The 24,831-nt window shown below is 59.6% G+C and carries 21 protein-coding genes; 11 read left to right on the top strand and 10 right to left on the bottom strand.

The window, feature by feature from the left end:
- Positions 1–307 (top strand): integrase core domain-containing protein (locus tag BMY45_RS23915; protein ID WP_143071697.1); only part of this gene is annotated, 307 nt, incomplete at its 5' end.
- Positions 308–378: 71 nt separating this feature from the next.
- Here BMY45_RS23915 and ettA read toward each other — a convergent pair.
- Positions 379–2,043 carry an energy-dependent translational throttle protein EttA gene (gene ettA, locus BMY45_RS23910; protein WP_047230152.1) on the bottom strand — a complete coding sequence of 555 codons (1,665 nt, stop codon included), beginning with the start codon at positions 2,041–2,043 and terminating at the stop codon, positions 379–381.
- 271 nt (positions 2,044–2,314) lie between these two features.
- Here ettA and BMY45_RS23905 point away from each other — a divergent pair, with 271 nt between their 5' ends.
- The 6 genes from BMY45_RS23905 to BMY45_RS23880 all read left to right on the top strand — a co-directional run bounded on the left by BMY45_RS23905 (position 2,315) and on the right by BMY45_RS23880 (position 11,475).
- Positions 2,315–6,163, top strand: a complete 3,849-nt coding sequence (locus BMY45_RS23905) for a bifunctional diguanylate cyclase/phosphodiesterase (protein ID WP_092402394.1) — start codon at positions 2,315–2,317, stop codon at positions 6,161–6,163.
- A gap of 213 nt (positions 6,164–6,376) precedes the next feature.
- Complete coding sequence (glyA, locus tag BMY45_RS23900; protein WP_092402391.1) at positions 6,377–7,630, top strand: serine hydroxymethyltransferase; 1,254 nt, start codon at positions 6,377–6,379, stop codon at positions 7,628–7,630.
- Between the two features lie 200 nt (positions 7,631–7,830).
- Positions 7,831–8,361: a hypothetical protein gene (locus BMY45_RS23895; protein WP_092402388.1), complete on the top strand. Its 531-nt coding sequence runs from the start codon at positions 7,831–7,833 to the stop codon at positions 8,359–8,361.
- 294 nt (positions 8,362–8,655) lie between these two features.
- Positions 8,656–9,969 (top strand): C4-dicarboxylate transporter DctA, encoded by a 1,314-nt coding sequence (locus BMY45_RS23890; protein WP_092402385.1) that lies wholly within the window; start codon positions 8,656–8,658, stop codon positions 9,967–9,969.
- Between the two features lie 59 nt (positions 9,970–10,028).
- Positions 10,029–10,733 carry a FadR/GntR family transcriptional regulator gene (locus BMY45_RS23885; RefSeq protein WP_092402382.1) on the top strand — a complete coding sequence of 235 codons (705 nt, stop codon included), beginning with the start codon at positions 10,029–10,031 and terminating at the stop codon, positions 10,731–10,733.
- A gap of 22 nt (positions 10,734–10,755) precedes the next feature.
- On the top strand, positions 10,756–11,475 hold the full coding sequence (locus BMY45_RS23880; RefSeq protein ID WP_371913973.1) for a GntR family transcriptional regulator: 720 nt from the start codon (positions 10,756–10,758) through the stop codon (positions 11,473–11,475).
- On the opposite strand, the gene yjiA is transcribed toward BMY45_RS23880, so the two are convergent.
- From yjiA to BMY45_RS23860, 4 genes are all read right to left on the bottom strand, one after another.
- Positions 11,467–12,435 carry a GTPase gene (gene yjiA / locus BMY45_RS23875; RefSeq protein WP_092402379.1) on the bottom strand — a complete coding sequence of 323 codons (969 nt, stop codon included), beginning with the start codon at positions 12,433–12,435 and terminating at the stop codon, positions 11,467–11,469. The genes BMY45_RS23880 and yjiA overlap by 9 nt on opposite strands.
- Positions 12,436–12,742: 307 nt before the next feature.
- Positions 12,743–13,690, bottom strand: coding sequence for an IS110 family transposase (locus BMY45_RS23870; RefSeq protein ID WP_092402376.1), 948 nt, complete (start codon positions 13,688–13,690; stop codon positions 12,743–12,745).
- A gap of 446 nt (positions 13,691–14,136) precedes the next feature.
- On the bottom strand, positions 14,137–14,334 hold the full coding sequence (locus BMY45_RS23865; RefSeq protein ID WP_047230563.1) for a YbdD/YjiX family protein: 198 nt from the start codon (positions 14,332–14,334) through the stop codon (positions 14,137–14,139).
- A 16-nt stretch (positions 14,335–14,350) separates the two neighbouring features.
- On the bottom strand, positions 14,351–16,417 hold the full coding sequence (locus BMY45_RS23860; RefSeq protein ID WP_092402373.1) for a carbon starvation CstA family protein: 2,067 nt from the start codon (positions 16,415–16,417) through the stop codon (positions 14,351–14,353).
- A gap of 161 nt (positions 16,418–16,578) precedes the next feature.
- Between BMY45_RS23860 and BMY45_RS23855 the strand changes: the two genes are divergently transcribed.
- On the top strand, positions 16,579–16,947 hold the full coding sequence (locus BMY45_RS23855) for a PilZ domain-containing protein (RefSeq protein ID WP_092402370.1): 369 nt from the start codon (positions 16,579–16,581) through the stop codon (positions 16,945–16,947).
- Between the two features lie 188 nt (positions 16,948–17,135).
- On the opposite strand, the gene radA is transcribed toward BMY45_RS23855, so the two are convergent.
- From radA to katB, 3 genes are all read right to left on the bottom strand, one after another.
- Positions 17,136–18,503 carry a DNA repair protein RadA gene (radA, locus tag BMY45_RS23850; RefSeq protein ID WP_003185644.1) on the bottom strand — a complete coding sequence of 456 codons (1,368 nt, stop codon included), beginning with the start codon at positions 18,501–18,503 and terminating at the stop codon, positions 17,136–17,138.
- A 43-nt stretch (positions 18,504–18,546) separates the two neighbouring features.
- On the bottom strand, positions 18,547–19,098 hold the full coding sequence (locus BMY45_RS23845) for an ankyrin repeat domain-containing protein (RefSeq protein WP_371913972.1): 552 nt from the start codon (positions 19,096–19,098) through the stop codon (positions 18,547–18,549).
- Between the two features lie 148 nt (positions 19,099–19,246).
- Positions 19,247–20,788: a catalase KatB gene (gene katB / locus BMY45_RS23840; RefSeq protein WP_092402367.1), complete on the bottom strand. Its 1,542-nt coding sequence runs from the start codon at positions 20,786–20,788 to the stop codon at positions 19,247–19,249.
- A 282-nt stretch (positions 20,789–21,070) separates the two neighbouring features.
- Here katB and mscL point away from each other — a divergent pair, with 282 nt between their 5' ends.
- Positions 21,071–21,484 (top strand): large-conductance mechanosensitive channel protein MscL, encoded by a 414-nt coding sequence (gene mscL, locus BMY45_RS23835; RefSeq protein ID WP_047229580.1) that lies wholly within the window; start codon positions 21,071–21,073, stop codon positions 21,482–21,484.
- A 56-nt stretch (positions 21,485–21,540) separates the two neighbouring features.
- On the opposite strand, the gene BMY45_RS23830 is transcribed toward mscL, so the two are convergent.
- On the bottom strand, positions 21,541–22,317 hold the full coding sequence (locus tag BMY45_RS23830) for a ferredoxin--NADP reductase (protein ID WP_092402364.1): 777 nt from the start codon (positions 22,315–22,317) through the stop codon (positions 21,541–21,543).
- Positions 22,318–22,608: 291 nt separating this feature from the next.
- Between BMY45_RS23830 and BMY45_RS23825 the strand changes: the two genes are divergently transcribed.
- Both BMY45_RS23825 and BMY45_RS23820 read left to right on the top strand, forming a co-directional pair.
- Positions 22,609–23,322 carry an autoinducer binding domain-containing protein gene (locus tag BMY45_RS23825; RefSeq protein ID WP_092402360.1) on the top strand — a complete coding sequence of 238 codons (714 nt, stop codon included), beginning with the start codon at positions 22,609–22,611 and terminating at the stop codon, positions 23,320–23,322.
- 181 nt (positions 23,323–23,503) lie between these two features.
- Complete coding sequence (locus BMY45_RS23820) at positions 23,504–24,643, top strand: methyltransferase (RefSeq protein WP_092402357.1); 1,140 nt, start codon at positions 23,504–23,506, stop codon at positions 24,641–24,643.
- Between the two features lie 21 nt (positions 24,644–24,664).
- Here the strand turns inward: BMY45_RS23820 and BMY45_RS23815 are convergent, their stop codons facing one another.
- The gene (locus BMY45_RS23815; RefSeq protein WP_092402355.1) at positions 24,665–24,829 is read right to left on the bottom strand and encodes a DUF2474 domain-containing protein; all 165 of its coding nucleotides are present in this window, start codon (positions 24,827–24,829) and stop codon (positions 24,665–24,667) included.
- Positions 24,830–24,831: the final 2 nt, after the last annotated feature.

Genomic DNA, 24,831 nt, shown 5'->3' with positions numbered 1-24,831 from the left:
CAGACATGCAGGCTTGATGTTTCATTCGGATCAAGGCTGCCAATACACCAGCCAGCGCTTTCAATCTGAGCTGCTTGAGCATGGGATAACGCAAAGCATGAGTCGTCGAGGACAATGCTGGGACAACGCGCCAACAGAGCGTTTTTTCGGGACGCTCAAATCAGAGTGGGTGCCCATCAAGGGCTACACGACAGTTGAAGAAGCCAAGCAGGATATGACCAGCTTCTTCATGCGATACAACCGAATCAGGCTCCACAGCTATAACAACTACCTGCCGCCAATAGCCATGGAGCAGCAGGCAGCTTGATCACCGTAATCGGTGTCCGGAAAAACTTGACCAGAACAAGCCCGCTCCCACAGGGTGTGTCGCTTGCCTGATCAGGCCAGCTTCTTGTGCCTTACGCGGTGCGGCTGGGCAGCGGCTTCGCCCAAGCGTTTCTTGCGATCGGCCTCGTACTCGGTGTAGTTGCCTTCGAAGAACACCGCTTGCGAGTCGTCTTCGTACGCCAGGATGTGGGTCGCCACGCGGTCAAGGAACCACCGATCGTGGGAGATCACAATCGCGGCGCCTGGGAAGTCCAGCAGGGCTTCTTCCAGGGAACGCAGGGTTTCGACGTCGAGGTCGTTGGACGGTTCGTCGAGCAGCAGGACGTTACCACCCTCCTTCAAGGTCAGTGCCAGGTGAAGACGACCGCGTTCACCGCCGGACAGGTCCTTGACGAACTTCTGCTGGTCGCCGCCCTTGAAGTTGAAGCGGCCCACGTACGTGCGCGACGGAATTTCATAGTTGCCGATGCGGATCTGGTCGGAACCGTCGGAGATCTGCTGGAACACGGTCTTGCTGCCGTCCAGGTCTTCGCGGCTCTGGTCGACACAGGCCAGTTGCACGGTTTCGCCGATTTCGATGGTGCCCGAATCCGGTGTTTCCTTGCCCATCAGCATGCGGAACAGCGTGGATTTACCCGCACCGTTACCACCGATCACACCGACAATGGCGCCTTTGGGCATGGCGAACGACAGGTTGTCGATCAGCACGCGGTCGCCGTAGCCCTTGGTGACGTTCTTGAATTCGATGACCTTGTCGCCCAAGCGCGGACCGGCCGGGATGTAGATCTCGTTGGTTTCACTGCGCTTCTGGAATTCCTGGGACTGCATTTCCTCAAAGCGTTGCAGACGTGCCTTGGATTTGGACTGGCGGGCCTTGGCGCCTTTGCGCACCCACTCCAGTTCTTCCTTCATGGCTTTTTCATGGGCCGACTGCTGCTTGGATTCCTGGGCCAGACGATCGGACTTGGCTTCGAGCCAACCCGAATAGTTGCCTTCGTAAGGAATACCCGCGCCGCGGTCCAGTTCCAGGATCCAGCCGGCAACGTTGTCCAGGAAGTAACGGTCGTGCGTGATCGCGACCACAGTGCCCGGGAAATCGTGCAGGAAGTGTTCGAGCCAGGCGACGGAATCGGCGTCCAGGTGGTTGGTCGGTTCGTCGAGCAACAGCATGTCCGGCGCCGACAGCAGCAGGCGGCACAAGGCGACGCGGCGCTTTTCACCACCGGACAGGTGTTCAACCTTGGCATCCCAGGCCGGCAGGCGCAGCGCATCGGCGGCGACTTCCAGCTGGCGATCCAGGTTGTGGCCATCGCTGGCCTGCAGGATCGCTTCGAGCTTGGCCTGTTCGGCGGCCAGCTTGTCGAAGTCGGCATCCGGCTCGGCATAGGCCGCGTAGACCTCGTCCAGACGCGCCTGGGCATCCTTGATCACGCTGACCGCCTCCTCGACCACTTCACGTACGGTCTTGGTCGGATCCAGCTGAGGCTCTTGAGGCAGGTAACCGATGTTCAAGTCCGGCATCGGACGGGCTTCACCGTCGAATTCGTTGTCGACCCCGGCCATGATTTTCAGCAGCGTGGACTTACCCGAGCCGTTGAGGCCCAGTACGCCGATCTTGGCCCCGGGGAAGAACGACAGTGAAATGTTTTTCAGGATTTCCCGCTTCGGCGGAACAACTTTGCTCAGCCGATGCATGGTGAAGACGTATTGAGCCATGGTGAACCTAGCGTCAGTGACAGGTGAAAAGAACGGGCCAGGCCATGCGCGGCGCCGGCGCTTGACGGTGATCAATGCCGGCGGGCAGGTTAAGCCTGGGGGATCGGAGCTTGCGCGCTCTTGTTTGACCGGCAAAGCTACCTCAACCATCGGTCAAGGTCCAGCCACCAGGGACTGGCACTTTGCCACAAGTCAAGGCATGCTAGCCGCCCTTTGGGCGTCCGGCTTATAGTGCACGTCGCGCCAGTCCAGCAAACTGCAGGATTACAGCTTGTCCAATGTCACGCCGACCCTGTCCCCACGCGCACCGACTGCTGCGAGCGGCTCGCCCCTGCGCGGGACACTGAAGAGTGCGCTGGCCACGTTGGTGCTGTTGTTACTCGGGCTGCTCTTCTGGCAGTTGCTTGACCAGTTGCGCGAAACCCAGCAGCAACAGCGCCAGTACACCATCGATTACACCGCCGACCTGGCCGCGCAAGTCAGCCTGAACATGGCCTTGAATGCGCAAATCGCCCTCAACCTGCTACCGATCGTCGAACAACCCCAGAGCGCCGACGAACAGCAGGCTTTGCTGCGCAAACTCCGACAATCGTTGCCCGAGCTACGCAGCCTGGCGTTGCTGAGTCCTTCCGGCCGGGTGCTCAGCGACAGTGATCCGGCCAGCCACGATGCCGATTACCTGGCGCAGCTGGTACAGCGCAGTCATGCCCAGGCGCACTATTTCAGCAATGCCGAGGACGGCTCCGTGGTGCATCTGTTGTTGCACCAGGCCAGTGGCAGCAGCCGTGGCTATTGGGCCCTGCGCCTGACACCAACCTTCTTCTCGACCCTGACCAAGCAGGCCGATACAGGCATACGTCCACTGTGGCTGGTGGAAAACCGGCTCAACCAGCAGATCATCAGTCGGGATGAAAGCCTGCCCTCGGCCAACCCTACCCGGCTGTCCCCGGATGATCTGAGCAACACCGTGCTGACCGTGCCGCTGAGCAGCAGCGACTGGCAATTGCGTGGACTGTTCGACCGGCACCAGGTGCTGGAGCAATTGCTGCCGGCCTTCATCGGCAAATGCCTGCTAGGTCTGGCGTTTTCAATGCTGCCGGTGATCGCGCTGTTGAGCATGCGTCGTCGTCAGCGCCAGTTGCACGAGGGTCGCCGACGCTACCAGGATATTTTCGAAGGCACCGGCGTCGCGCTCTGCGTGCTGGACCTGTCGAGCCTCAAGGCGTTTTTTGAAAGGGCCGGCCTGCGCAATGGCGACCAGTTGCGCGCCTGGTTGGCCATCCCTCACCAGCTTGAACAACTGCAGCAGGAGGTTCACGTCACCGAGGTCAATCAGATGGCGTTGAAGCTGCTCAACGTCAACTCCTGCGAACGGGCGTGGCAACTGTTGGTCGGCAATGCAGCCCAGGACAACAATCCCGTGGGTTCGAAGCTGCTCGAAGCACTGCTCGACCCGCACAAGCAACTGGAGCTGGAAATCCAGCTGCAGGACGCCCATGGCCGCGATCAACACCTGTGGCTGGTGCTGCGTCTGCCGGAAAAACAGCAGGACTACAACGCCGTCATTCTGAGCATCAGCGACATTACCAGCCGCAAGTTGATCGAACTCTCGCTGCTCGAACGCGAAGGCTTCTGGTCCGATGTGGTGCGCACCGTGCCGGACCATCTCTATGTGCAAGACGTGATCAGCCAGCGGATGATCTTCAGCAACCATCACCTGGGACAGACCCTGGGGTACGACCGCTCTGAACTGCACCAGATGGGCGAATACTTCTGGGAAATCCTGCTGCACAGCGAAGACGCCGACCACTACCACAACTTGCGCCAGGCACAACGCCAGGCCGGGTATGCGCACCTGCTGCAATGCCAACTGCGCTTTCGCCATCGCAATGGCAAATGGCGGCGCTTCGACATTCGCGAACAAGCCCTGGCCCGGGACCGGCACGATCAGGTGACACGCATCATCGGCGTAGCCAAAGACATCACCGAACAGATCGAAGCCAGCGAATCGCTGCGTGACAGTGAACAACGCTACCGGATGCTCGCCGAAAGCATCAGCGACGTGATTTTTTCTACCAACAGCACGCTTTCGCTCAACTACGTCAGTCCCTCGGTGCAGGCGGTGCTGGGCTATAGCGCTGACTGGATATTCCAGAACGGCTGGCAATCGACCATCGCCAACCCGCAACAACTGACCGGCATCTACACCTTGATGGATCGGGTCAGCAAAGCCCTCGACAAGCCCGAGCAACTGGCCGAGTTGCGCAACCAGATGCAGACCCAGCTGTTTCTGTTCGACTGCCTGCGCGCCGACGGGCGCAAGATTCCCATCGAGCTGCGACTGGTACTGGTATGGGATGAACACGGCGCGTTCGAGGGCGTGCTGGGCGTAGGCCGTGATATCAGCCAACAAAGACGCGCCGAAAAAGACCTGCGTATGGCCGCCACGGTATTCGAGCATTCAACTTCGGCGATTCTGATCACCGACCCGGCCGGTTACATTGTCCAGGCCAACGAAGCCTTCAGCCGCGTCAGCGGTTATGCGGTGTCGCAGGTGCTGGACCAGTTGCCCAACATGCTGACCGTGGACGAACAACAGGAAGCCCACCTGCGCTACGTGCTCAAGCAGTTGCAGCAACACAGCACCTGGGAAGGCGAGGTCTGGCTCAAGCGCCGCAATGGCGAGCACTATCCGGCCTGGGTCGGCATCACGGCGGTGCTGGACGATGAAGGCGACCTGGCCAGCTATGTGTGCTTTTTCAGCGACATCAGCGAACGCAAGGCCAGCGAACAGCGCATCCACCGCCTGGCCTATTACGACGCGTTGACCCACCTGCCCAACCGCACGCTGTTTCAGGACCGCCTGCACACTGCGCTGCAATCGGCCGAGCGCCAGAAAAACTGGGTCGTGCTGATGTTTCTCGACCTGGACCGCTTCAAGCCGATCAACGACTCCCTGGGCCACGCCGCCGGCGACCGAATGCTCAAGGAGATGGCCACGCGGCTGCTCGGCTGCGTGGCCGACGACGACACCGTGGCGCGCATGGGCGGCGACGAATTCACGCTGCTGCTGCAACCGCGCTCCAGCCGCGAAATGGCGCTCAACCGGGCGATCAACGTGGCCGAGCAGATCCTCGCCAGCCTGGTCCGCCCCTTCGTACTGGAAGGTCGGGAGTTCTTCGTCACCGCCAGTATCGGTATCGCCCTGAGCCCTCAGGACGGCAACGAGCTGAGTCAGCTGATGAAGAACGCCGACACGGCCATGTATCACGCCAAGGAGCGCGGCAAGAACAACTTCCAGTTCTACCAGGCCGACATGAACGCCAGCGCCCTGGAACGACTGGAGCTGGAAAGCGACCTGCGCCACGCCCTGGAGCAGAACGAGTTCGTGCTGTATTACCAGCCACAGTTCAGCGGCGACGGCAAACGCCTGACCGGCGCCGAGGCCTTGCTGCGCTGGCGCCATCCACGACGCGGGCTGGTGCCGCCAGGGGACTTCATCCCGGTACTCGAAGAGCTCGGCTTGGTGGTGGACGTCGGTGACTGGGTGATCAGCGAAGCCTCTCGGCAGCTCAAGGCCTGGCACCAGGCCAAGGTCCGAGTGCCGAAAGTCTCGGTCAACATTTCGGCCCGGCAGTTCTCCGACGGCCAGCTCGGCACGCGCATCGCCAACATTCTGCGCAGCACCGGCCTGCCCCCGGCCTGCCTGGAACTGGAACTGACCGAAAGTATCCTGATGCGTGAAGTCAGCGAGGCGATGCAGATCCTGGCCGGGTTGAAAAACCTGGGCCTGAGCATCGCCGTGGATGACTTCGGTACCGGTTATTCGTCCCTCAACTACCTCAAGCAATTCCCCATCGACGTGTTGAAAATCGACCGCACCTTTGTCGATGGCCTGCCATCCGGCGAACAGGACGCCCAGATCGCCCGGGCGATCATCGCCATGGCCCACAGCCTCAACCTGGCGGTGATTGCCGAAGGGGTCGAAACCCACGAACAACTGGACTTTCTGCGCGAACACGGCTGCGATGAAGTCCAGGGCTACCTGTTCGGCCGCCCGATGCCGGCCGGTCGGTTTGAAGCGCAGTTCAGCAATGATGCGCTGTTCATGCTCGACTGAAAGCTTGTGCTGGCTGGGCGGGCCTCTTCGCGAGCAAGCCCGCTCCCACAGGGGGAACGCATTTCAAAATGTGGGAGCGAGCCTGCTCGCGAGGAGGTCAGTACAGGCAGCGTGAATCCCATTCGTCCGCGACATGACGTCCTTTCATATGCCTTCCAAAACCGGTTGGGTTAGAATGCCCCCCTTTTCTGCCCCCGATCCTTGAGGACCGCCATGTTCAGCCGTGATTTGACTATTGCCAAGTACGACGCCGATCTCTTTGCCGCCATGGAGCAAGAAGCTCAGCGCCAGGAAGAGCACATTGAGCTGATCGCTTCGGAAAACTACACCAGCCCCGCGGTGATGGAAGCTCAAGGCTCGGTACTGACCAACAAGTACGCCGAAGGCTATCCAGGCAAGCGCTATTACGGTGGTTGCGAGTTCGTCGACGTGGTCGAGCAACTGGCCATCGACCGCGCCAAGGAACTGTTCGGCGCCGACTACGCCAACGTTCAGCCCCACGCCGGTTCCCAGGCCAACGCCGCCGTCTACCTGGCGCTGCTGTCGGCCGGTGACACCATTCTGGGCATGAGCCTGGCCCACGGCGGTCACCTGACCCACGGTGCCAGCGTCTCGTCCTCGGGCAAGCTGTACAACGCCATCCAGTACGGCATCGACGGCAACGGCCTGATCGACTACGACGAAGTCGAGCGCCTGGCGCTCGAGCACAAGCCGAAAATGATCGTGGCCGGTTTCTCCGCCTACTCGCAAATCCTCGATTTCCCGCGTTTCCGCGAAATCGCCGACAAGGTCGGTGCCTACCTGTTCGTGGACATGGCGCACGTTGCCGGCCTGGTTGCCGCTGGCGTCTACCCGAACCCGGTGCCATTCGCCGACGTCGTCACCACCACCACCCACAAGACCCTGCGCGGTCCACGTGGCGGCCTGATCCTGGCTCGTGCCAACGCCGACATCGAGAAGAAGCTCAACTCCGCCGTATTCCCGGGCGCCCAGGGTGGCCCGCTGGAACACGTGATCGCCGCCAAGGCGATCTGCTTCAAGGAAGCGCTGCAGCCTGAGTTCAAGGCTTACCAGCAACAAGTGGTGAAAAACGCCAAGGCCATGGCCAGCGTGTTCATCGAGCGTGGCTTCGACGTAGTGTCCGGCGGGACCGAGAACCACCTGTTCCTGCTGTCCCTGATCAAGCAGGACATCTCCGGCAAAGACGCCGACGCTGCACTGGGCAAGGCGTTCATCACCGTGAACAAGAACTCGGTGCCCAATGACCCACGCTCGCCGTTCGTCACCTCCGGCCTGCGCTTTGGCACCCCGGCCGTGACCACTCGTGGTTTCAAGGAAGCTGAGTGCAAGGAACTGGCTGGCTGGATCTGCGACATCCTGGCGGACCTGAACAACGAAGCGGTGATCGACGCCGTTCGCGAGAAGGTCAAGGCGATCTGCAAAAAGCTGCCGGTATACGGCGCTTAATCAGCCCCGCTAAACCTCAGTAGAAAAGGCCTCCATTGAAAGATGGGGGCCTTTTTCATGGGCGCAGACAACTGACTCAAACAACTAACCCCGTACTTATCTAACGTCTTGCAATACACACACCACCACCAAGAGCCGATAAATCAATAACATCGCGCCCTAACTGCACACTTCCTAAACCCAACGAGGAGTTGAATCACATGGACAGTGATCAATCTTTTAACGCAACACTTCGAATGTTTGACACCCATGTCAATCTGCTTGAAATACTTCATGGCAAACCGGCAATGGCCACCGTGAGCTTATTCAGCGGTGGCTTTTTTACCGGTCGCCCACAAACCCATGACCACTCCAGCCTGCTCGGCATGCGCCCCAAAAATCAGGGCCACTCCAGCAGCCCGTTGAAATTGCATTTGCGACACACCTCGGACGGCTACAACCTGGTCATTAAAAACACAGGGGAACATGAAAACAAACTTATCGGTAAACGCTGGCTTGAGGTTCTGGGCGCACAGGACTCCGACACGGATGATCCGATGCTCTTTACCCTCGTTGATCATCAGAACAACGCCATTACCCGGAAGAATATTTCCACGCCGCATTTACCCGTCTCGCTCATGACAAAAAATAAAAAATATATCGGCGGATTGAAAGTTCGAGGCTCGCCTTACCTTTATCTCGCCGAGACAGAAGAAAAGTCGAAAGTGACGTTCATCCTGAGTGTTCTTTAAAGAATCTATCGACAACGTCGTGGCGAGGGGGCTGATCCCTCGTCACACGGTGCTGTGGCGCACTGCTTGCCACTGACAACTTTTTTCACCGCAACAAACGGCTCAAGCACAAGGGTTTCGCTCCAACTGGTAAGACCGGTCATGCCAAATCTCAGCAAATCAGCTTGCACAGCCGCCAAAACCACGCCTAGACTGCGCCTGCACTGGACAAACCGGTAAGACCACAATAATGAAGTCCTGACGCCAACAGCTCTATTGACGGCGAAAAAGGACACCGAACCAGGAATCCCTCCCATGCTCAAATGGTGCTCGCGTTCGATCTTCCTTCAAGTTGTTCTCGGATTGGTGCTCGGCATCGTCTGTGGACTGACCCTTCCCGAATACTCCGCACAGCTCAAACCCCTCGGCGACGGCTTTATCAAGCTGATCAAGATGCTCATCGGCCTGATCGTATTCTGCGTGGTAGTCAGCGGTATCTCGGGGGCCGGAGACCTCAAGAAGGTCGGGCGCATCGGCCTCAAGTCGGTCATCTACTTCGAAGTATTGACCACCATTGCGCTGGTCATCGGTCTGGTGCTTGCCTTCAGCACCGGCATCGGCAGCGGTGCGAACATCCATCTGGAACAACTCTCCAGTGCGGACATGGGCGATATCGCCCAGCGTGGCGAGCATCTGGTCACCACCACCCAGTTCCTCATGAACCTGATCCCGACCTCGGTGCTCGGGGCCTTCGCTGAAAACAACATTCTGCAAGTGCTGCTGTTCTCCGTGCTGTTTGGCAGTGCGCTGAACCTGGTGGGCGATGCAGCGTCCGGCATCTCGCGGTTGATTAACGAACTCAGCCACGTGATCTTCCGCATCATGGGCATGATCGTGCGTCTGGCCCCCATTGGTGTCTTCGGAGCCATTGCCTTCACTACCAGCAAATATGGCCTGGACTCGCTGCAACACCTGGGCAGCCTCGTGGGCCTGTTCTACCTGACCTGCATCGCCTTCGTTGCGCTGATCCTCGGTCTGGTGATGCGTGCATCGGGCCTGCCGATGTTGCCGTTTCTCAAATACCTGCGTGAAGAGCTGCTTATCGTGCTCGGTACCGCCTCTTCCGACGCCGTGCTGCCACAGATCATGCGCAAGCTTGAGCACCTGGGAATCGGCAGCTCCACCGTCGGCCTGGTCATCCCGACCGGTTACTCGTTCAACCTGGACGGCTTTTCGATCTATCTGACCCTGGCGATTGTGTTCATTGCCAACGCCACCGGCACACCTCTGGCGATGAGTGATTTGCTGACCATCCTGCTGGTGTCATTGATCACCTCCAAGGGCGCCCACGGAATTCCCGGCTCGGCGTTGGTGATCCTGGCTGCCACACTGACGGCGGTCCCGGCGATCCCGGTGGTAGGTCTGGTGCTGGTACTGGCCGTGGATTGGTTCATGGGCATCGGCCGAGCCCTGACCAACCTGATTGGTAACTGTGTGGCCACGGTAGCGATTGCCCGCTGGGAAAAAGATATCGATGTGCCTCGGGCGCGCAAGGTACTGTCCGGCCAACAAGGTTATGCCTTCCAAACCAGGAAGCCAGTAGGCACTGCGCATCAGCAGCAATTCTGAAAGACTGCGGTGCCGGTCCGCGAACCGGCACCGCCTGATTGATTTTCGAGGAGTCACCCGTGATCAGTTCATCAACCGTCGTCAATTCCGTGGTGGAGAAACTACGTGCCGCCCTCGCCCGGGGCCAATGGCGCTCCGGCGACATGCTGCCCGGCCAGCGCGAGCTGGCCGAGCAATTGGGCATCAGCCGACCAAGCCTGCGTGAAGCGGTGATTGTCCTGGAAACCCTGGGTCTGGTGCGTTCGATGCCCGGCAAGGGCGTCGTGGTGCTGGAGGCCAGCTTCGCCGACACCGCCAGTGAAGGCAGCGCCATGGCCGGCGCGAGCCTGGAGGACGTGCTGCAACTGCGCTACACCCTGGAGCCTTTCATCGTTGGCCTTGTGGCGCAATCCATCAGCAGCAAGGAGGTCGGCCAGTTACGCCTGACCCTCATGGACATGCGCGAAGCGTTGGAGGCCAACGACAGCGACGCCTGCGCCAACGCCTACATTGCCTTCCATGAAGAGTTGTTTGCCTTGACGTCCAACCCGATATTTCAAAACGTGGTCCAGCAGACCAGCAACGCGCTCAAGCAAAGCGCCGATGTGTTGCGCAATTCACCCCAGCATCTGGCCGAACGCCTGGAGGAAAACGAAGCCGTGGTGCGCGCCATCCGCGGCAAGAACAGCGCCCAGGCCAGCACCGAAATGCGCCGGCATATCCTCAGGGAAGGCCAGCGCATGGGCATCGAACTGAACATTCCGGACGACAACCTCGGCACTTGAGCCACGCCCTGCGGAGACCGCCATGAACATCCTCATGCCCCACCCGAATCAGCCTGAGCGCAACGTGCTCGCGTCCCTGTCGCTGCCCGGTCGGATCGGCAAACCGTCGGTGGACGATATCTACCCGCAGATTTTCGACGCCATCCTCGAACAACGCATTGCTCCGGCCAGCCGTTTCACCGAGGAAAGCCTGGGGGATGTGTTCGGGGTCAGCCGCAGCATCATTCGCCGTGTCCTGGCGCGCCTGTCTCACCAGCAAGTGGTGATCCTGCGGCCCAACCATCGGCCCCAAGTGGCGGCACCGGACCTGGAGCAGACCCGGCAAATCCTGCATGCCCGGCGCCTGGCCGAGCAGACCCTGGTGCGCCTGGCCTGCAAGGCGCCGCAACCCAAGGACCTGCAGCGCCTACGCGATCTGGTAGAGCACGAGCGCCAGTGCCTGGATCGCGGCGAGCGCGGCCCGGCGATTCGCCTGTCCGGCGAGTTTCACCTGCAATTGGCGGCCATGGCCGGAAACGCGCCGTTGGCGCAGTTTCTCGGCAGCCTCGTGCCATTAACCTCGCTGGCCCTGGCGCGGCATGAGGTCAAGTCCCGCAGGCATTGCGCCTGGCAGGAGCATTTGGCGATCGTAGACGCGATGGAACGTGGCAACGTTGATCAGGCGTTGCAACTGATGAGTGAGCACCTGGACCATCTTGAACAAAAGCTGCTGATGGCCGCAGGCACCGGGACATCAAAGTAGCGCGGCTTCGAAGCCTGCGCGGATCTTCTCTTCGGGCAACTCGTCGGCGATGAACACAATGACGCTCTCCCGGGCTTCGTCGGGCGCCCATTCGGTGTCCCAATCAAAGCCGTACAGTTTGAGTACGCCCTGGAACACCAGTCGACGGGATTCGCCAGCGATGTTCAGTACCCCCTTGTAGCGCAGCAGCTGTTTACCATGCGCCTCCAGTAACTGGTTCATGAACTCGCTGAGCTTGTCGATATCCAGCGGTTTATCGGTGCGAAGCACGAGGCTGCTGATGCGGTCTGCGGTGCTTGCCTTGCCCACCGGTCGCAGGCTGAACCCCGCCCCCAGGTCTGCGTTGAGATTGAAGCCGCGGATGTCGAGCAGTTCGGCCAGATCGATCTTGCCGTGTTCCACCACCCTGATCGGTGCCCTTCGGTTGATCCGCGTCAGTCGTTCGCTAAGGGCTTGGACATGGGCGGCGTCCACCAGATCGGTCTTGCTCAGCAGCAGACGGTCGGCAAACCCGACCTGGGCCTGGGCAATGGCCTGGGTCAGGTGGATCTCGGCGTGAGCGGCGTCCACCAGGGTCAGGATGCCGTCGAGGATGTAGCGCTCGCGCAGGTCCTCATCGATAAAAAATGTCTGGGCCACAGGGGCCGGATCGGCCAGACCGGTGCATTCGATCACCAGGCGATCAAAGGCAATTTCGCCGCTGTCCAGCCGTTCGAGTAGCAGGTACAGGGCTTTGGTCAGGTCAGTGTGAATGGTGCAGCACACGCAGCCATTGGCCAGGGTCATGACCTGCACCGGCTCATCGCCCAATAGCTGGGTATCGATGCCGGCATCGCTGAATTCATTCTCGATCACGGCGATTTTCAGGCCGTGCTCGGCCTTGAGCAAATGACGCAAAAGCGTGGTCTTGCCGGCGCCGAGGAAGCCGCTGAGGATGGTGACCGGGATGGGAGAGGACAACGTGATTCTCCTGTTGCGAAATTGAAAGAAGAGCACAAAACCCATGTGGAGGCGAGGCAAACTGTTCCGACGCCTTCGCGAGCAAGCCCGCTCCCACAAGGTTCTGTGGTGTATGAAAATCCCGAGGCCACCCCAAAACAACTGTGGGAACGAGCCTGCTCGCGATAGCGGTGGGTCAGTCAACATCCTCGTTACTGACCCGGCGCCTTCGCGAGCAAGCCCGCTCCCACACGGGTATCGGGCTGGTCGCAGGACCCATGTTCACCTCAAATCCCCTGTGGGAGATTCTATGGTGCATGAATATCCCCTAAACGCTTTTTGGCTGGTATTCACTCTGACTTTTCAGCAGAGCGAATACCACTCGGGCAAGCTTGCGCGACAACGCCACCATGGCTTGGGTCGTACTCAGCCCTCGGGCCAGTAACGCCTCATAAACCCCCTTCCATCTCTCGGTGCGCCTTGCCGACATTGCAGCGTTGTGGAGCAAGCGGCGAACCTCCGGATCTCCTCGCTTGGTCAGGCAACTGCGCCCCTTTTTTCGTCCTGATTGCGCTATACGCAGGTCCAACCCCAGAAACGCGATGAAAGCATCGGCATTTCGGAAATCTCCACGCTGAAACGATGCGATCAATCGCGCGCCGGTCAACAGGCCAATACCTTCGACTTTCATGCAGCGCTTGAGCTGCCCCAGCAAGCCCGCTTCCTTGAGCTCTTCCTGGATCTTTTGTTCGACCAGCGTTTCCAGCCTTTGCATGGCGCTTACTTGGCGCTTGAACGCGGCTTTGAGCAGCGGCTCATTCGCCCAGGCTTGGCTCAGACTGACACGGGCTTGAACCACAGCCGCACGACGCCGGAAAAGGCTTACGAGCCTGCGATACAAGGGCGATGGCGGCCTCCAGGGTTTTAGCTCTTGTCCTTCGTTCTTCAGGTAACGGGCCAATAGGCGAGCATCCAGAGCATCGGTCTTGGCGCGAACGTTCACACCTTTGCGGTAGTGACTGAGCTCATAACCACCGACCATATAGATCAAGCAGCCGGCCTTGTGAGCCAGATCGGCGAACTCCAAGTGATAGATGTTGGTCGCCTCAATAGCAATATCCACCCGTGTGGACAAGGCCTTGAGCCATTTCTTGATCGCAGCTTTGGTGTTAGGGATCGTCTCGAGTTGATCTGACTCGGCGTGATACATCACCAACTCGTCCTTGGCGACATCTACACCTACGATCGGTTGGTGGATGGCGACGGGCATTGCCATTGAAAAACCTCCGGGCTAAGGTTTGAACACTTGAAGGGTTCACCCAGAGGCGCAGGCTTGTTCCTATCGTCGGTCTAGGCCAGATGCATTCTTTATCGGCGCTTGGGTGAAAGGAGGAGGGGCGAAATCTCCCACGGTCTGTACTGCGCCTAACAGTCAGAAGCGAACCTTGTCCCTCCTCCTCCCTTCAAGTCCTACCATACAAGCGAGCCTGCTCGCGATAGCGGTGGGTCAGCCACATCAATGGCGACTGACCCGACACCTTCGCGAGCAAGCCCGCTCCCACAAGGGTTCTGTGGTGTAGGCAAATGTTGAGACAACCCCAAACAACTGTGGGAGCGGGCTTGCTCGCGATAGCGGTGTGTCAGCCACATCAATGGCGACTGACCCGACGCCTTCGCGAGCAGGCTCGCTCCCACAGGGGGTATCTCAACCCAAGCGGTGTTTCAACAGCACTTGGGCCCGGCCTTGCCACCGTATCGGGCTTCCTGGCGTTCGCGGAAGAACGCCTCGTAGTCCATCAGCGGCTTGTCCGGGTGTTTGCTTTGCATGTGCTCGACGTAGTTGTCGTAGTCGGGCATGCCGACCATCAGGCGGGCGGCCTGACCGAGGTATTTACCGAGGCGACTCAAGTCATTGAACATCGTTGCAATCCTCGATTCAGGCGTCCGGCACAGCCTGGAATGGCGCTTCTTTATCCGTGCGTTCCTTGTGACCCCAGGCGGCGATGCCGACCTTGAGCGCGTAGAACAGGATGCTGAAGACCACCAGCAGGAACAATACCGTCAGCGTGGCGTTGGTGTAGGCGTTGTACACCACATGTTGCATCTGCTCGATGCTCTTGGCCGGGGCCAGGATCTGGCCGGCGGCCAGGGCATCGTTGTATTTGCGCGCCAGGGCCAGGAAGCCGATCGCCGGGTTGGCGTCGAACAGCTTGATCAGGCCCGCCGTGGTGGTGCAGATCAGCAGCCAGACCGCCGGCAGCATGGTCACCCAGACGTAGCGCTGGCGCTTCATCTTGATCAGTACCACGGTGCCGAGCATCAGGGCGATACCGGCCAGCATCTGGTTGGAGATGCCGAACAGCGGCCACAAGGTGTTGATGCCGCCCAGCGGATCGATCACGCCCTGGTACAGCAGGTAGCCCCACAGCGCCACACAGCCGGCGGTGGCGATCAGGTTGGCGACCCAGGATTCAGTCCGCTTGAGGGCTGGGACGAACGAGCCCAGCAGGTCCTGCAGCATGAAGCGCCCGGCACGGGTGCCGGCGTCCACTGCGGTGAGGATGAACAGCGCTTCGAACAGGATCGCGAAGTGGTACCAGAAGGCCATGGTGTTCTCACCCGGCAACACCGAGTGCAGGATCTGCGCGATGCCCACCGCCAGCGTTGGCGCACCGCCGGCACGGGCCAGCACGGTGGTCTCGCCAATGTCATTGGCCACCGCCTGCAGCGCTTCGGGGGTGATTGCGAAGCCCCAACTGCTGACCGTCTGCGCCACGCTCACCACATCACTGCCGACGATCGCCGCCGGGCTGTTCATGGCGAAGTACACGCCCGGCTCGATCACCGAAGCGGCGACCATGGCCATGATTGCCACGAACGACTCCATCAGCATGCCGCCATAACCGATGTAGCGGGCGTTGACTTCGTTATCGAGCATCTTCGGCGTGGTGCCCGAAGAGATCAGCGCGTGGAAACCCGAGACCGCGCCACAGGCAATGGTGATGAACAGGAACGGGAACAGTCCGCCCTTCCACACCGGCCCGGTGCCGTCAGTGAACTGGGTCAGTGCCGGCATTTTCAGCTCGGGCATGGTGATCAGGATGCCGATCGCCAGGGCGACGATGGTGCCGATCTTCAAGAAGGTGGACAGGTAATCGCGCGGCGCCAGGATCAGCCAGATCGGCAACACCGCGGCAACGAAACCGTAGCCGATCAGCATCCAGGTGATCTGCACGCCGGTGAACGTGAAGGCCTCGGCCCAGACCGGGTCTGCGGCCACTTGCCCGCCGAGCCAGATCGAGCCCAGCAGCAACAGCACGCCAATGAGGGAGATTTCACCGATGCGGCCCGGGCGGATGTAGCGCATGTAGATGCCCATGAACATCGCAATCGGGATGGTCGCCATCACCGTGAAGATCCCCCACGGGCTCTCGGCCAGGGCCTTGACCACGATCAGCGCCAGCACCGCGAGGATGATGATCATGATCAGGAAGCAGCCGAACAGCGCGATGGTGCCGGGAACGCGGCCCATTTCTTCACGGACCATGTCGCCCAGGGAGCGACCGTTGCGACGGGTGGACAGGAACAGGACCATGAAGTCCTGCACGGCACCGGCCAGCACTACGCCGGCGATCAGCCAGAGCGTACCGGGCAGGTAGCCCATCTGCGCCGCCAGCACCGGCCCGACCAGCGGCCCCGCACCGGCAATGGCCGCGAAGTGGTGGCCGAACAGGATGTGTTTGTTGGTCGGGACATAGTCCAGGCCATCGTTGTTGAGCACGGCGGGGGTGGCCCGGCGCGCATCGAGTTGCATCACGTTATTGGCGATGAACAGGCTGTAGTAGCGGTAGGCGACCAGGTAGATGGCCACGGCTGCGACGACGATCCAGAGGGCGTTGATCGCCTCCCCCCGACGCAATGCCACGACGCCCAGGGCGCTCGCTCCCAAGACGGCCAGCAGTAGCCAGGGTATGTGGCGCAGCAGGCTATTATTATTTGTCATTTTTATATTCCGGCCAGGGTGGACAAGAAAGACAGCCATCGGAGTTTAGCGCTAACGAGAACAAAGGCCACCCCCCCGACATTCGTCTGCCACCAGCCCAACGGTGACGACGGCGCGCCAGTTGGGTCTATAGTCAATCAATCTCCAGAAAGGAAGACGTAATGAGCGAACGCCGCCGCTTCGTACGAATCGAGTTCCATGCCCGGACCGAGTTGAGTCAGGGCGAGGGTGAGGACAAACTGACTTGGCCGGTCGAACTGCTGGACCTGTCCCTCAAGGGCCTGCTGATTAAAAAGCCCGAACCCTGGCTTGGCAATCCCGCAGAGACTTTCGTCGCTGACATTCATCTGAGCAATGAGGTGGAAGTGCGGATGGAGGTTCGGTTAACCCACGACGACCACGGTCACCTGGGCTTTGTCTGCGAGCATATCGACTTGGACTCCATCGCCCATCTGCGCCGGCTGGTGGAGTTGAACCTGGCCGATAATGATGAGCTGGAGCGGGAGCTGGCGGCGTTGATCCATATCTGAATCAACAGCGATCCCTTGTGGCGAGGGGATTTATCCCCGCTGGGCTCTGTAGGAGCTGGCGAAGCCTGCGATCTTTTGATCTCTGACCTCTCACCTAGGACTCAAGCGTCGGTGGAAAGATCGCAGCCTCGTTGCACTCGACAGCTCCTACGAGCGCAGCCCAACGCCCTCGCCACAGGACCGCGGTATCACTCGAACAACGCATCCAGCGCCTGTTCCAGGCGGGTGACGGCAATGATCTGCAACCCCGGCGGAGCTTCCTTCGGCGCGTTGCCCTTGGGCACGATGGCGCGTTTGAAACCGTGTTTGGCGGCTTCCTTGAGTCGCTCCTGCCCACTGGGCACCGGCCGGACTTCCCCCGACAGCCCCACTTCACCGAACACCAGCAGATCATGGGGCAGCGGCCGATTGCGCAAGCTGGACATGACCGCCGCCATCAACGCCAGGTCAGACGCGGTTTCCAATACTTTGACGCCGCCCACCACGTTGAGGAAAACATCCTGATCGTGGGTAGGAATGCCACCGTGTCGATGCAGGACGGCCAGCAGCATGGCGAGCCGATTCTGATCCAGCCCCAAGGTGACCCGACGCGGGTTCGCCAAATGGCTGTCATCCACCAGCGCCTGCACCTCCACCAGCATCGGCCGGGTGCCTTCCCAGGTCGCCATGACCACGCTGCCCGGCACTTCTTCCTGGGCACGCGTGAGAAAAATCGCCGAAGGATTCGAGACTTCTTTCAAGCCCCTGTCGGTCATGCCGAACACACCCAGCTCGTTGACGGCACCAAAGCGATTTTTCACTGCCCGTAACAACCGTAGGCGACCGTCGGATTCGCCCTCGAAATACAACACGGTATCAACCATGTGCTCCAGCACCCGCGGGCCTGCCAGCGCGCCTTCCTTGGTGACGTGCCCCACCAGGAAAATCGCCGTGCCACTCTGCTTGGCGTACCGCACCAGCAACGCCGCGCTTTCACGCACCTGGGACACGCCGCCCGGCGCCGATTGCAGTTGTTCGGTGAAAATCGTCTGGATCGAGTCGATCACCATGACCTTGGGTTTTTCCAGGCGGGCTGTGGCAATGATGGTTTCGATGCACGTCTCGGTCATGACCCGCAGTTGATCCTGGGGCAGCCCCAGACGCCGGGCGCGCATGGCGACTTGCTGCTGGGACTCCTCGCCAGTGACGTACAGCGCCGGCATGCGCGTGGCGAGGTTGCACAAGGTTTGCAGCAGGATGGTGGACTTGCCGATGCCCGGGTCCCCGCCAATCAGCACGACCGAACCGTCCACCAGACCGCCGCCCAACACGCGGTCCAGCTCGCCGGACGCGGTGGAAAACCGTGGAATTTCCTCGACGCTGACTTCGGCCAAGGTCTTGATTTGCGCCTGCTGACCGGCCCACCCCGTGCGACCGGTGGGGGCTGCGGCACCGCCACTTTCCACCATGGTTTCGGTCAAGGTGTTCCAGGCACCGCACTCACTGCACTGGCCGGCCCATTTGGGAAAGGTCGAGCCGCACTCGGTGCAGCCATACATGCGCTTTGCCTTGGCCATCTGAACTCCGGGATAAAAACCGCGATGATAGCCCACGCGGGGGTCAGCGCGGGGCCGGCATTCTGATTTCACCGTTGGCCAGGTTCGCCGCGGTATTGCCCAACGGATCCTGGGCCTGCAGGTCCGCCCCTTTGGCCGCCAAAGCGTCGAGCAACTCGACGCGCTTGAACAGGCCGGCGTACATCGCAGCGGTCTGTCCGGCGCCGTTGCGCTGATCCGGGCTGCAATCGGTGGACAGCAAACGGCGGGCAATCTGCACTTCGCCCTTGAAGATGGCGCCCATCAGCGCCGTGTTGCCGCGTTTATCCTGGGCGCAGGCATCGGCGCCGGCGGCCAGCAGCCGCTCCACCGCCGGGCGATGGCCGTGATAAGCCGCGAGGATCAGGGCGGTGTAGCCCTTTTCATCCTGGGTGTCGAGCGCGTAACCGGCCTCGATAAAGGTCTCGAGAATCGGCACATCGCCGCGTCGGGCGGCGTCAAAGTAATAATTCTGCAATTGTTCTTGTACAGCCACCGAGTCAGTAGGCACGGGCTGATCGGCCCACACGCTCAATGAGCAGGCTGCGAGCATCGAAAACAGGAAGTTACGCAGCATGACGTCTCCTTGGCATAAGACTATAGATGCAGGGTTGCGGGAGCATGGCTTGCCCGCAATGCAGACAACTCGGTCTAGCTTCAGACCGCAGCGCCTGCTTCGCGAGCAAGCTTTGCTCCCACCGGTTATGCACGTGCCAGACTGTGGATCAATCGCTGAGTTTTTCCGCCAGCGCCTTGACCCGGACCAGATCGCCTTTGGCGACACGGGCCACGCCCGTGCCGTATTCAGGGTCAGCCTTGTAGAGGAACGACAGGATGATGTGCTTGCTCTCATCATCAGTGGTCGCCAACGACCCGCCGAAACTTTCGATCAGGTCATTGCGCTCCTTCTGGTTGAACGAGCGGTACAGATCACCGGCTTGCTTGAAGTTCTGCTCACGCTGAATCTTCGCCTGCTGGGTACTGCCAGTCAGCGCGGCCTGGCTGTAGCGTGCCGCTGGCTGTTCCTGGCGAGGCATCAGACGGCTCGGCTGATAATTCACGCCGGTGCTGGTGCTGCCCGAATTCATCGCGCCGTCCTGGTTGCCATTGTTGACCGCCACCTTAGGCGCATTGATGGGCAACTGAAGCGCGTTGGGCCCCACGCGATACATTTGCGTATCGGCATAGGAGAACACCCGCCCCTGCAACAGCCGATCTTCCGAAGGCTCAATACCCGGAACAAGATTGGCCGGCGCCATCGCCACCTGCTCGGTTTCCTGGAAAACATTCGCCGGGTTACGGTCCAAAACCATTTGCCCGACTTTGCGCTCAGGCACACCCGGCCAGATTTTGGTCGCGTCAAGGGGATCGAAATCAAACATGGAAAGGTCCTGCGGGTTCAGCACCTGAACGTACAAGTCCCATTTCGGGAAGTCGCCCTTATTAATATGACTCACCAGATCGTTAGTCATATGGCTGTAATCTTGCCCCTGAACTTTCACAACTTCTTTCGGATCGAGATTTTTCAGGCCCTGCAAACTTTTCCAATGAAACTTGACGTAGTGAACTTCACCCTTTGCATTCACCAACTTGTAAGCATGCACACCGTTACCGTCCATTTCACGATAACTGGCCGGCGTGCCGGAATTGGAATACAACTCGGTCAGCGTGCGCGTTGCTTCGGGCACGTGAGAAAAGAAATCGAAACGGCGGGCGTCATCATCCAAGTTGGTCCGAGGGTCGGGTTTGAAAGCATGGACCATGTCCGGAAACTTGATGGCATCGCGAATGAAGAAGGTCGGGAAGTTGTTACCCACCAGATCCCAGTTACCCTCGGCCGTGTAGAACTTGGTGGCAAAACCACGGGGGTCACGCAGGGTTTCCGGCGAATGGTTGCCGTGCACTACGGCAGAAAAACGCACGAACACCGGCGTGGCCTGGCCAGCGGCGAAGACTTTGGCCTTGGTCAGGTCACTGAGGTCGTCGGTGACTGTAAATGTGCCATGGGCACCGGTTCCTCGTGCATGCACCACACGCTCGGGGATGCGCTCGCGGTCGAAGCGCTGGAGTTTCTGGATCAGTTGCACGTCTTGCAACAAGGTCGGCCCGTTAGGACCGGCTGTTTGCGAGTTCTGGTTGTCGCCCACGGCCGCACCGTTATCGCGGGTCAGGGTGGCCGCATTGACGGACAAGGACAACAGGCTGGCGGTGAGCACAAACAAGGCACGGCGATGGGGGAAAGTCCCGCCGCCAAGGGAAATGTTCATAGGCGTTTCCTCTGATGTTATAGAGCGCATCCATGTGCGCCTTGCAGAGGCTAGTGCCGGCAAAAGAAAAACCTAAATAGAAATGCCGCACCGATCCGATAGAAAAATCCTTATGGGGAATCGGCTCGGGACCACGTATCACGCGCGATTGATGGCACTTTGTAAACTTTTCGCCCAGACCCGAGTCGATAACTGGAGGTTTGTAAGCAGGCGTTTCGAGCAGGACGCGTTGGGCTGATTTACACTGCCACCATCCACTTCATCTGTCACAAGGAACAACTCATGGGCGTGATTAACGAGTTCAAGGCCTTCGCGGTCAAAGGCAATGTCGTCGACATGGCCGTCGGGATCATTATCGGCGCTGCTTTCGGCAAAATCGTTTCGTCATTCGTGGGCGATGTCATCATGCCTCCGATCGGCCTTTTGATTGGCGGGGTGGACTTCAGCGACCTGGCCATCACCCTCAAGGCGGCACAAGGCGATGCGCCTGCGGTGGTATTGGCCTATGGCAAATTCATTCAAAGCACCATTGACTTCATCATTGTGGCGTTCGCCATTTTCATGGGCGTCAAAGCCATCAACCGCCTCAAGCGCGAAGAAGCCGTTGCCCCCAGCGCTCCACCGGTTCCCACCAAGGAAGAACTGTTGCTGAGCGAAATCCGCGACCTGCTCAAGGCCCAGAACGAGAGGCCCTGACTCACACTTCGCCGCCTGTGGCGTGGTTTTTTGTCTCCACGCCACAGGCGCCTTTTCTACCAATAGTTTTCCACGGCCACCTGACCTGGCCGACGGCTGAGACTCAGATGCAGGCCTCTGGCCTTGAGCAGCTTGCGCGTGTCATCAATCATCTGCGGATTGCCGCACAACATCACCCGCGAGTGTTCCGGCGTCAGCTCGATGTCAGCCGCCCTTTCCAACTCGCCATTTTCGATCAGTGTCGTGATTCGTCCGCTGAGCGCACCGGGATGCTGCTCACGGGTGACGGTGGCGATGAAACGAAATTTATGGGCGTAGCCGGCCAGGTAGTCACGGTGGGTCAACCCTTTGATCAGCTCCTGGTACGCCAGCTCGCGTGCCTCGCGAACGCTGTACACCAGAATGATCCTCTCGAATTTTTCCCATGCTTCGAAATCCTGGAGAATCGAAAGAAACGGCGCGACGCCCGTTCCCGTGGACAGCAGCCACAAATCGCGCCCGTCAACGAAACGATCCAGCGTCAGGTAACCAAAGGCCTGGCGATCCACCAGCAGGCTGTCGCCCGGCTGCAGCCGGCTAAGTTCGCTGGTGAACTCGCCATCCGGTACCACGATGGAAAAAAATTCGAGGAATTCATCGAACGGCGAGGACACCATGGAATATGCCCGCCAAACGAGGGTGCCATCCGCTTTGGCAACCCCCAGCCGGGCGAACTGGCCCGCCCGAAAACGAAAACCGCGATCCCGTGTGGTGCGCAACGTAAACAAATGAGGTGCCACTGGCTGCACATCGAGCAAGGTTTGACGGGTGAACTTCTCTGAGCTGTCGGTCATGAGCCACTCCAAGGGGACAAGACTTACAGTGTCCCGCAAAGTGAGGCCCTTCACCACTGACAACGAGTAGTGGCACTTTAGCCACTATCGCCCCCGGTGCCGAACATATCTTCTACCAGACTTATACAAAGCCACATCTACTGTAAAATCAAACTCGATAAGTTTATGTCTTAAACATTTCAAACTGTAAGCAAACAAAAAAAAGCTCACTGGAAATTAAGAATAGTCCTACACTAAAAATTCGCATCATGGATTGGATCCGCATGGACGAACTCAACCCAGGAGAGAGCGATGGACAAGTGGAAGGACTTGCTGTTGAGGAAATTATCCTGTGAAAAGGACTTACAGACGGCCTATCGTCTAGTCCTGAATTTCTTTAACAATCAGGGATTTGAATATTGTGCATTCTCAGCTTATCTCGGAAGCCCGGACAAGCATACCAACAAGGTAAACCTAAATAACTACCCTTATGGATGGGACAGACTTTATGAACAGAACGGCTATGCGTCGAACGACCCACTAGTAGCACATTGCAATCAATCACCGCTCCCTATCTTGTGGGATGAGACTGTTTTTGCTCAGGCCCCCAAGTTGTGGCGAGAACTTAATCGACAGGGACTCAAGTATGGCTGGACCCAGGCCGTTCATGATGAACAGGGGGCACATTGCAGCCTTTTCAGCTTGGCTCGGACTCATTGCCCCATCGATATCGACGAGCACTACGCAAATCTCGGCTATGCCATTTTCGCCAGTCAAAGACTGCATGCGCTGGCCAGCAAAAAACTGGCTGATGCTGTCGCGCCCCCACAAAAATGTCATTTATCACCCAGAGAGATCGAAGTATTGAGGTGGTCGGCCGAAGGCAAGACGGCCTCGGAAGTGGGCAGAATCCTCTGCCTCTCCGAGCGCACCGTGAACTTTCATGTGTGCAGCTGCATGCGAAAGCTCAACGTCAACAACAAAATCTCAGCGGTAGCCAAGGCGGCCCACATCCATGTGATCTGAACCGTGCGACGCGCTTACCCACCTGAAAAACCCGCGAGTAATGCCTGGCAAAAAAACGTACCATTTACGGCTCCACTTGAATGATGACGCGCCAAGCACGCGACGCAGTTCATTCAGGCGGTCCCGCTGAGACACCTGCCCCAGGGCAGCGGGACATTCGTTGATCTCCAGAGTCCCAGCCATGCCCTTGCTCGACAGTCCCTTCGCCCAACTTGACCTGATCCGCCAACCCGAACAGCAGAACGAGCCGCTGCAAGCCTTCGACGCGGCCGATGAATACCTGCTCGCGCATCTGGCCGAGCAACAGCCGCTCGCCGCTACCCGGGTCCTGGTCCTCAATGACAGCTTTGGTGCCCTGGCGGCGAGCCTTGCCGGCAAGGTTGAAGTCATCAGCAGCAGCGACTCGTACCTGGCCTTGCATGCGCTGGAGAAAAATCTGGTGCGCAATGGCCTGCCCTTCGATGCGGTACCGACGTTGCCGGCCAGTGAACCGTTGACCGGGCCTTTCGACCGCGTCCTGATCAAAGTCCCGAAAACCCTGGCCCTGCTGGAAGAACAGTTGATTCGCCTGCAAGGCCAATTGGCCCCCGGCGCCCAGGTGATTGCTGCTGCGATGGTCAAGCATCTGCCTCGGGCCGCCGGTGACCTGCTGGAACGTTACGTGGGCCCGGTGCAGGCCTCGCTGGCCGTGAAAAAAGCTCGCTTGTTGATCGCCACACCAGAAGCGCTCCGGCCACAAACCCGAGTGCCGGCCGCATCCCCCTACCCCACGCGCTACTGGCTGGAAGAACCGAAGATCGAATTGCTCAACCACGCCAACGTGTTCTGTCGCGAAGGCCTGGACATCGGCACCCGGGCATTTCTGCCGCATCTGCCAAAGAACCTGGGCACCGCCCGCGTCGCGGACCTGGGGTGCGGCAACGGTGTACTGGCAATCGCCAGCGCCCTGCAGAATCCCGAGGCCCACTACACCCTGGTGGATGAATCGTACATGGCCGTACAGTCGGCCGCCGAGAACTGGCGCGCCGCCCTGGGCGAGCGTGAGGTGACAATACGGGCCGGGGACGGTCTGGCCGGGCAAGAGGCGCAGTCATTGGATGTCGTGCTGTGTAATCCTCCCTTCCACCAACAGCAGGTGGTGGGCGACTTCCTGGCCTGGCGGATGTTTCAGCAGGCGCGCGAAGCACTGGTGGTCGGCGGCGCGCTGTACATCGTCGGCAATCGGCACCTGGGCTACCACAGCAAACTGGCGCGGTTATTCCGGGGTGTCGAGCAAGTGGCCGCGACCCCGAAGTTCGTCATTCTCAAGGCCCGCAAATAATTTGACCCTGCCCCGGGAGGGTCAGTGGGTGGTCAGCCCTGCGGCGCTCATGAACATCCGCATCAGGCTGGCGACAATAAACAGCGCCAGCACACTGCCGGCCCAGATCAGCGCCAGCCAGCCAAGCCGCTGCCAGAGCGGCTTCTTTTCAGCCGCTTCGATGTCTTTCAAATCAGGCTTGGCCATTT

The organism is Pseudomonas sp. NFACC39-1, assembly GCF_900110355.1.
Lineage (GTDB): Bacteria > Pseudomonadota > Gammaproteobacteria > Pseudomonadales > Pseudomonadaceae > Aquipseudomonas > Aquipseudomonas tehranensis.
The sequence above is the reverse complement of the archived record's forward strand: the minus strand, read 5'-3'. Positions and strand labels throughout refer to the sequence as shown.

Excerpts from the sequence above, each read along its gene's own strand:
- ettA (WP_047230152.1), bottom strand. The coding sequence starts at position 2,043 with ATGGCTCAATACGTCTTCACCATGCATCGGCTGAGCAAAGTTGTTCCG.
- glyA (WP_092402391.1), top strand. The coding sequence starts at position 6,377 with ATGTTCAGCCGTGATTTGACTATTGCCAAGTACGACGCCGATCTCTTT.
- BMY45_RS23895 (WP_092402388.1), top strand. The coding sequence starts at position 7,831 with ATGGACAGTGATCAATCTTTTAACGCAACACTTCGAATGTTTGACACC.
- BMY45_RS23890 (WP_092402385.1), top strand. The coding sequence starts at position 8,656 with ATGCTCAAATGGTGCTCGCGTTCGATCTTCCTTCAAGTTGTTCTCGGA.
- BMY45_RS23880 (WP_371913973.1), top strand. The coding sequence starts at position 10,756 with ATGAACATCCTCATGCCCCACCCGAATCAGCCTGAGCGCAACGTGCTC.
- BMY45_RS23870 (WP_092402376.1), bottom strand. The coding sequence starts at position 13,690 with ATGGCAATGCCCGTCGCCATCCACCAACCGATCGTAGGTGTAGATGTC.
- BMY45_RS23865 (WP_047230563.1), bottom strand. The coding sequence starts at position 14,334 with ATGTTCAATGACTTGAGTCGCCTCGGTAAATACCTCGGTCAGGCCGCC.
- BMY45_RS23860 (WP_092402373.1), bottom strand. The coding sequence starts at position 16,417 with ATGACAAATAATAATAGCCTGCTGCGCCACATACCCTGGCTACTGCTG.
- BMY45_RS23855 (WP_092402370.1), top strand. The coding sequence starts at position 16,579 with ATGAGCGAACGCCGCCGCTTCGTACGAATCGAGTTCCATGCCCGGACC.
- radA (WP_003185644.1), bottom strand. The coding sequence starts at position 18,503 with ATGGCCAAGGCAAAGCGCATGTATGGCTGCACCGAGTGCGGCTCGACC.
- BMY45_RS23845 (WP_371913972.1), bottom strand. The coding sequence starts at position 19,098 with ATGCTGCGTAACTTCCTGTTTTCGATGCTCGCAGCCTGCTCATTGAGC.
- katB (WP_092402367.1), bottom strand. The coding sequence starts at position 20,788 with ATGAACATTTCCCTTGGCGGCGGGACTTTCCCCCATCGCCGTGCCTTG.
- mscL (WP_047229580.1), top strand. The coding sequence starts at position 21,071 with ATGGGCGTGATTAACGAGTTCAAGGCCTTCGCGGTCAAAGGCAATGTC.
- BMY45_RS23830 (WP_092402364.1), bottom strand. The coding sequence starts at position 22,317 with ATGACCGACAGCTCAGAGAAGTTCACCCGTCAAACCTTGCTCGATGTG.
- BMY45_RS23825 (WP_092402360.1), top strand. The coding sequence starts at position 22,609 with ATGGACAAGTGGAAGGACTTGCTGTTGAGGAAATTATCCTGTGAAAAG.
- BMY45_RS23820 (WP_092402357.1), top strand. The coding sequence starts at position 23,504 with ATGCCCTTGCTCGACAGTCCCTTCGCCCAACTTGACCTGATCCGCCAA.
- BMY45_RS23815 (WP_092402355.1), bottom strand. The coding sequence starts at position 24,829 with ATGGCCAAGCCTGATTTGAAAGACATCGAAGCGGCTGAAAAGAAGCCG.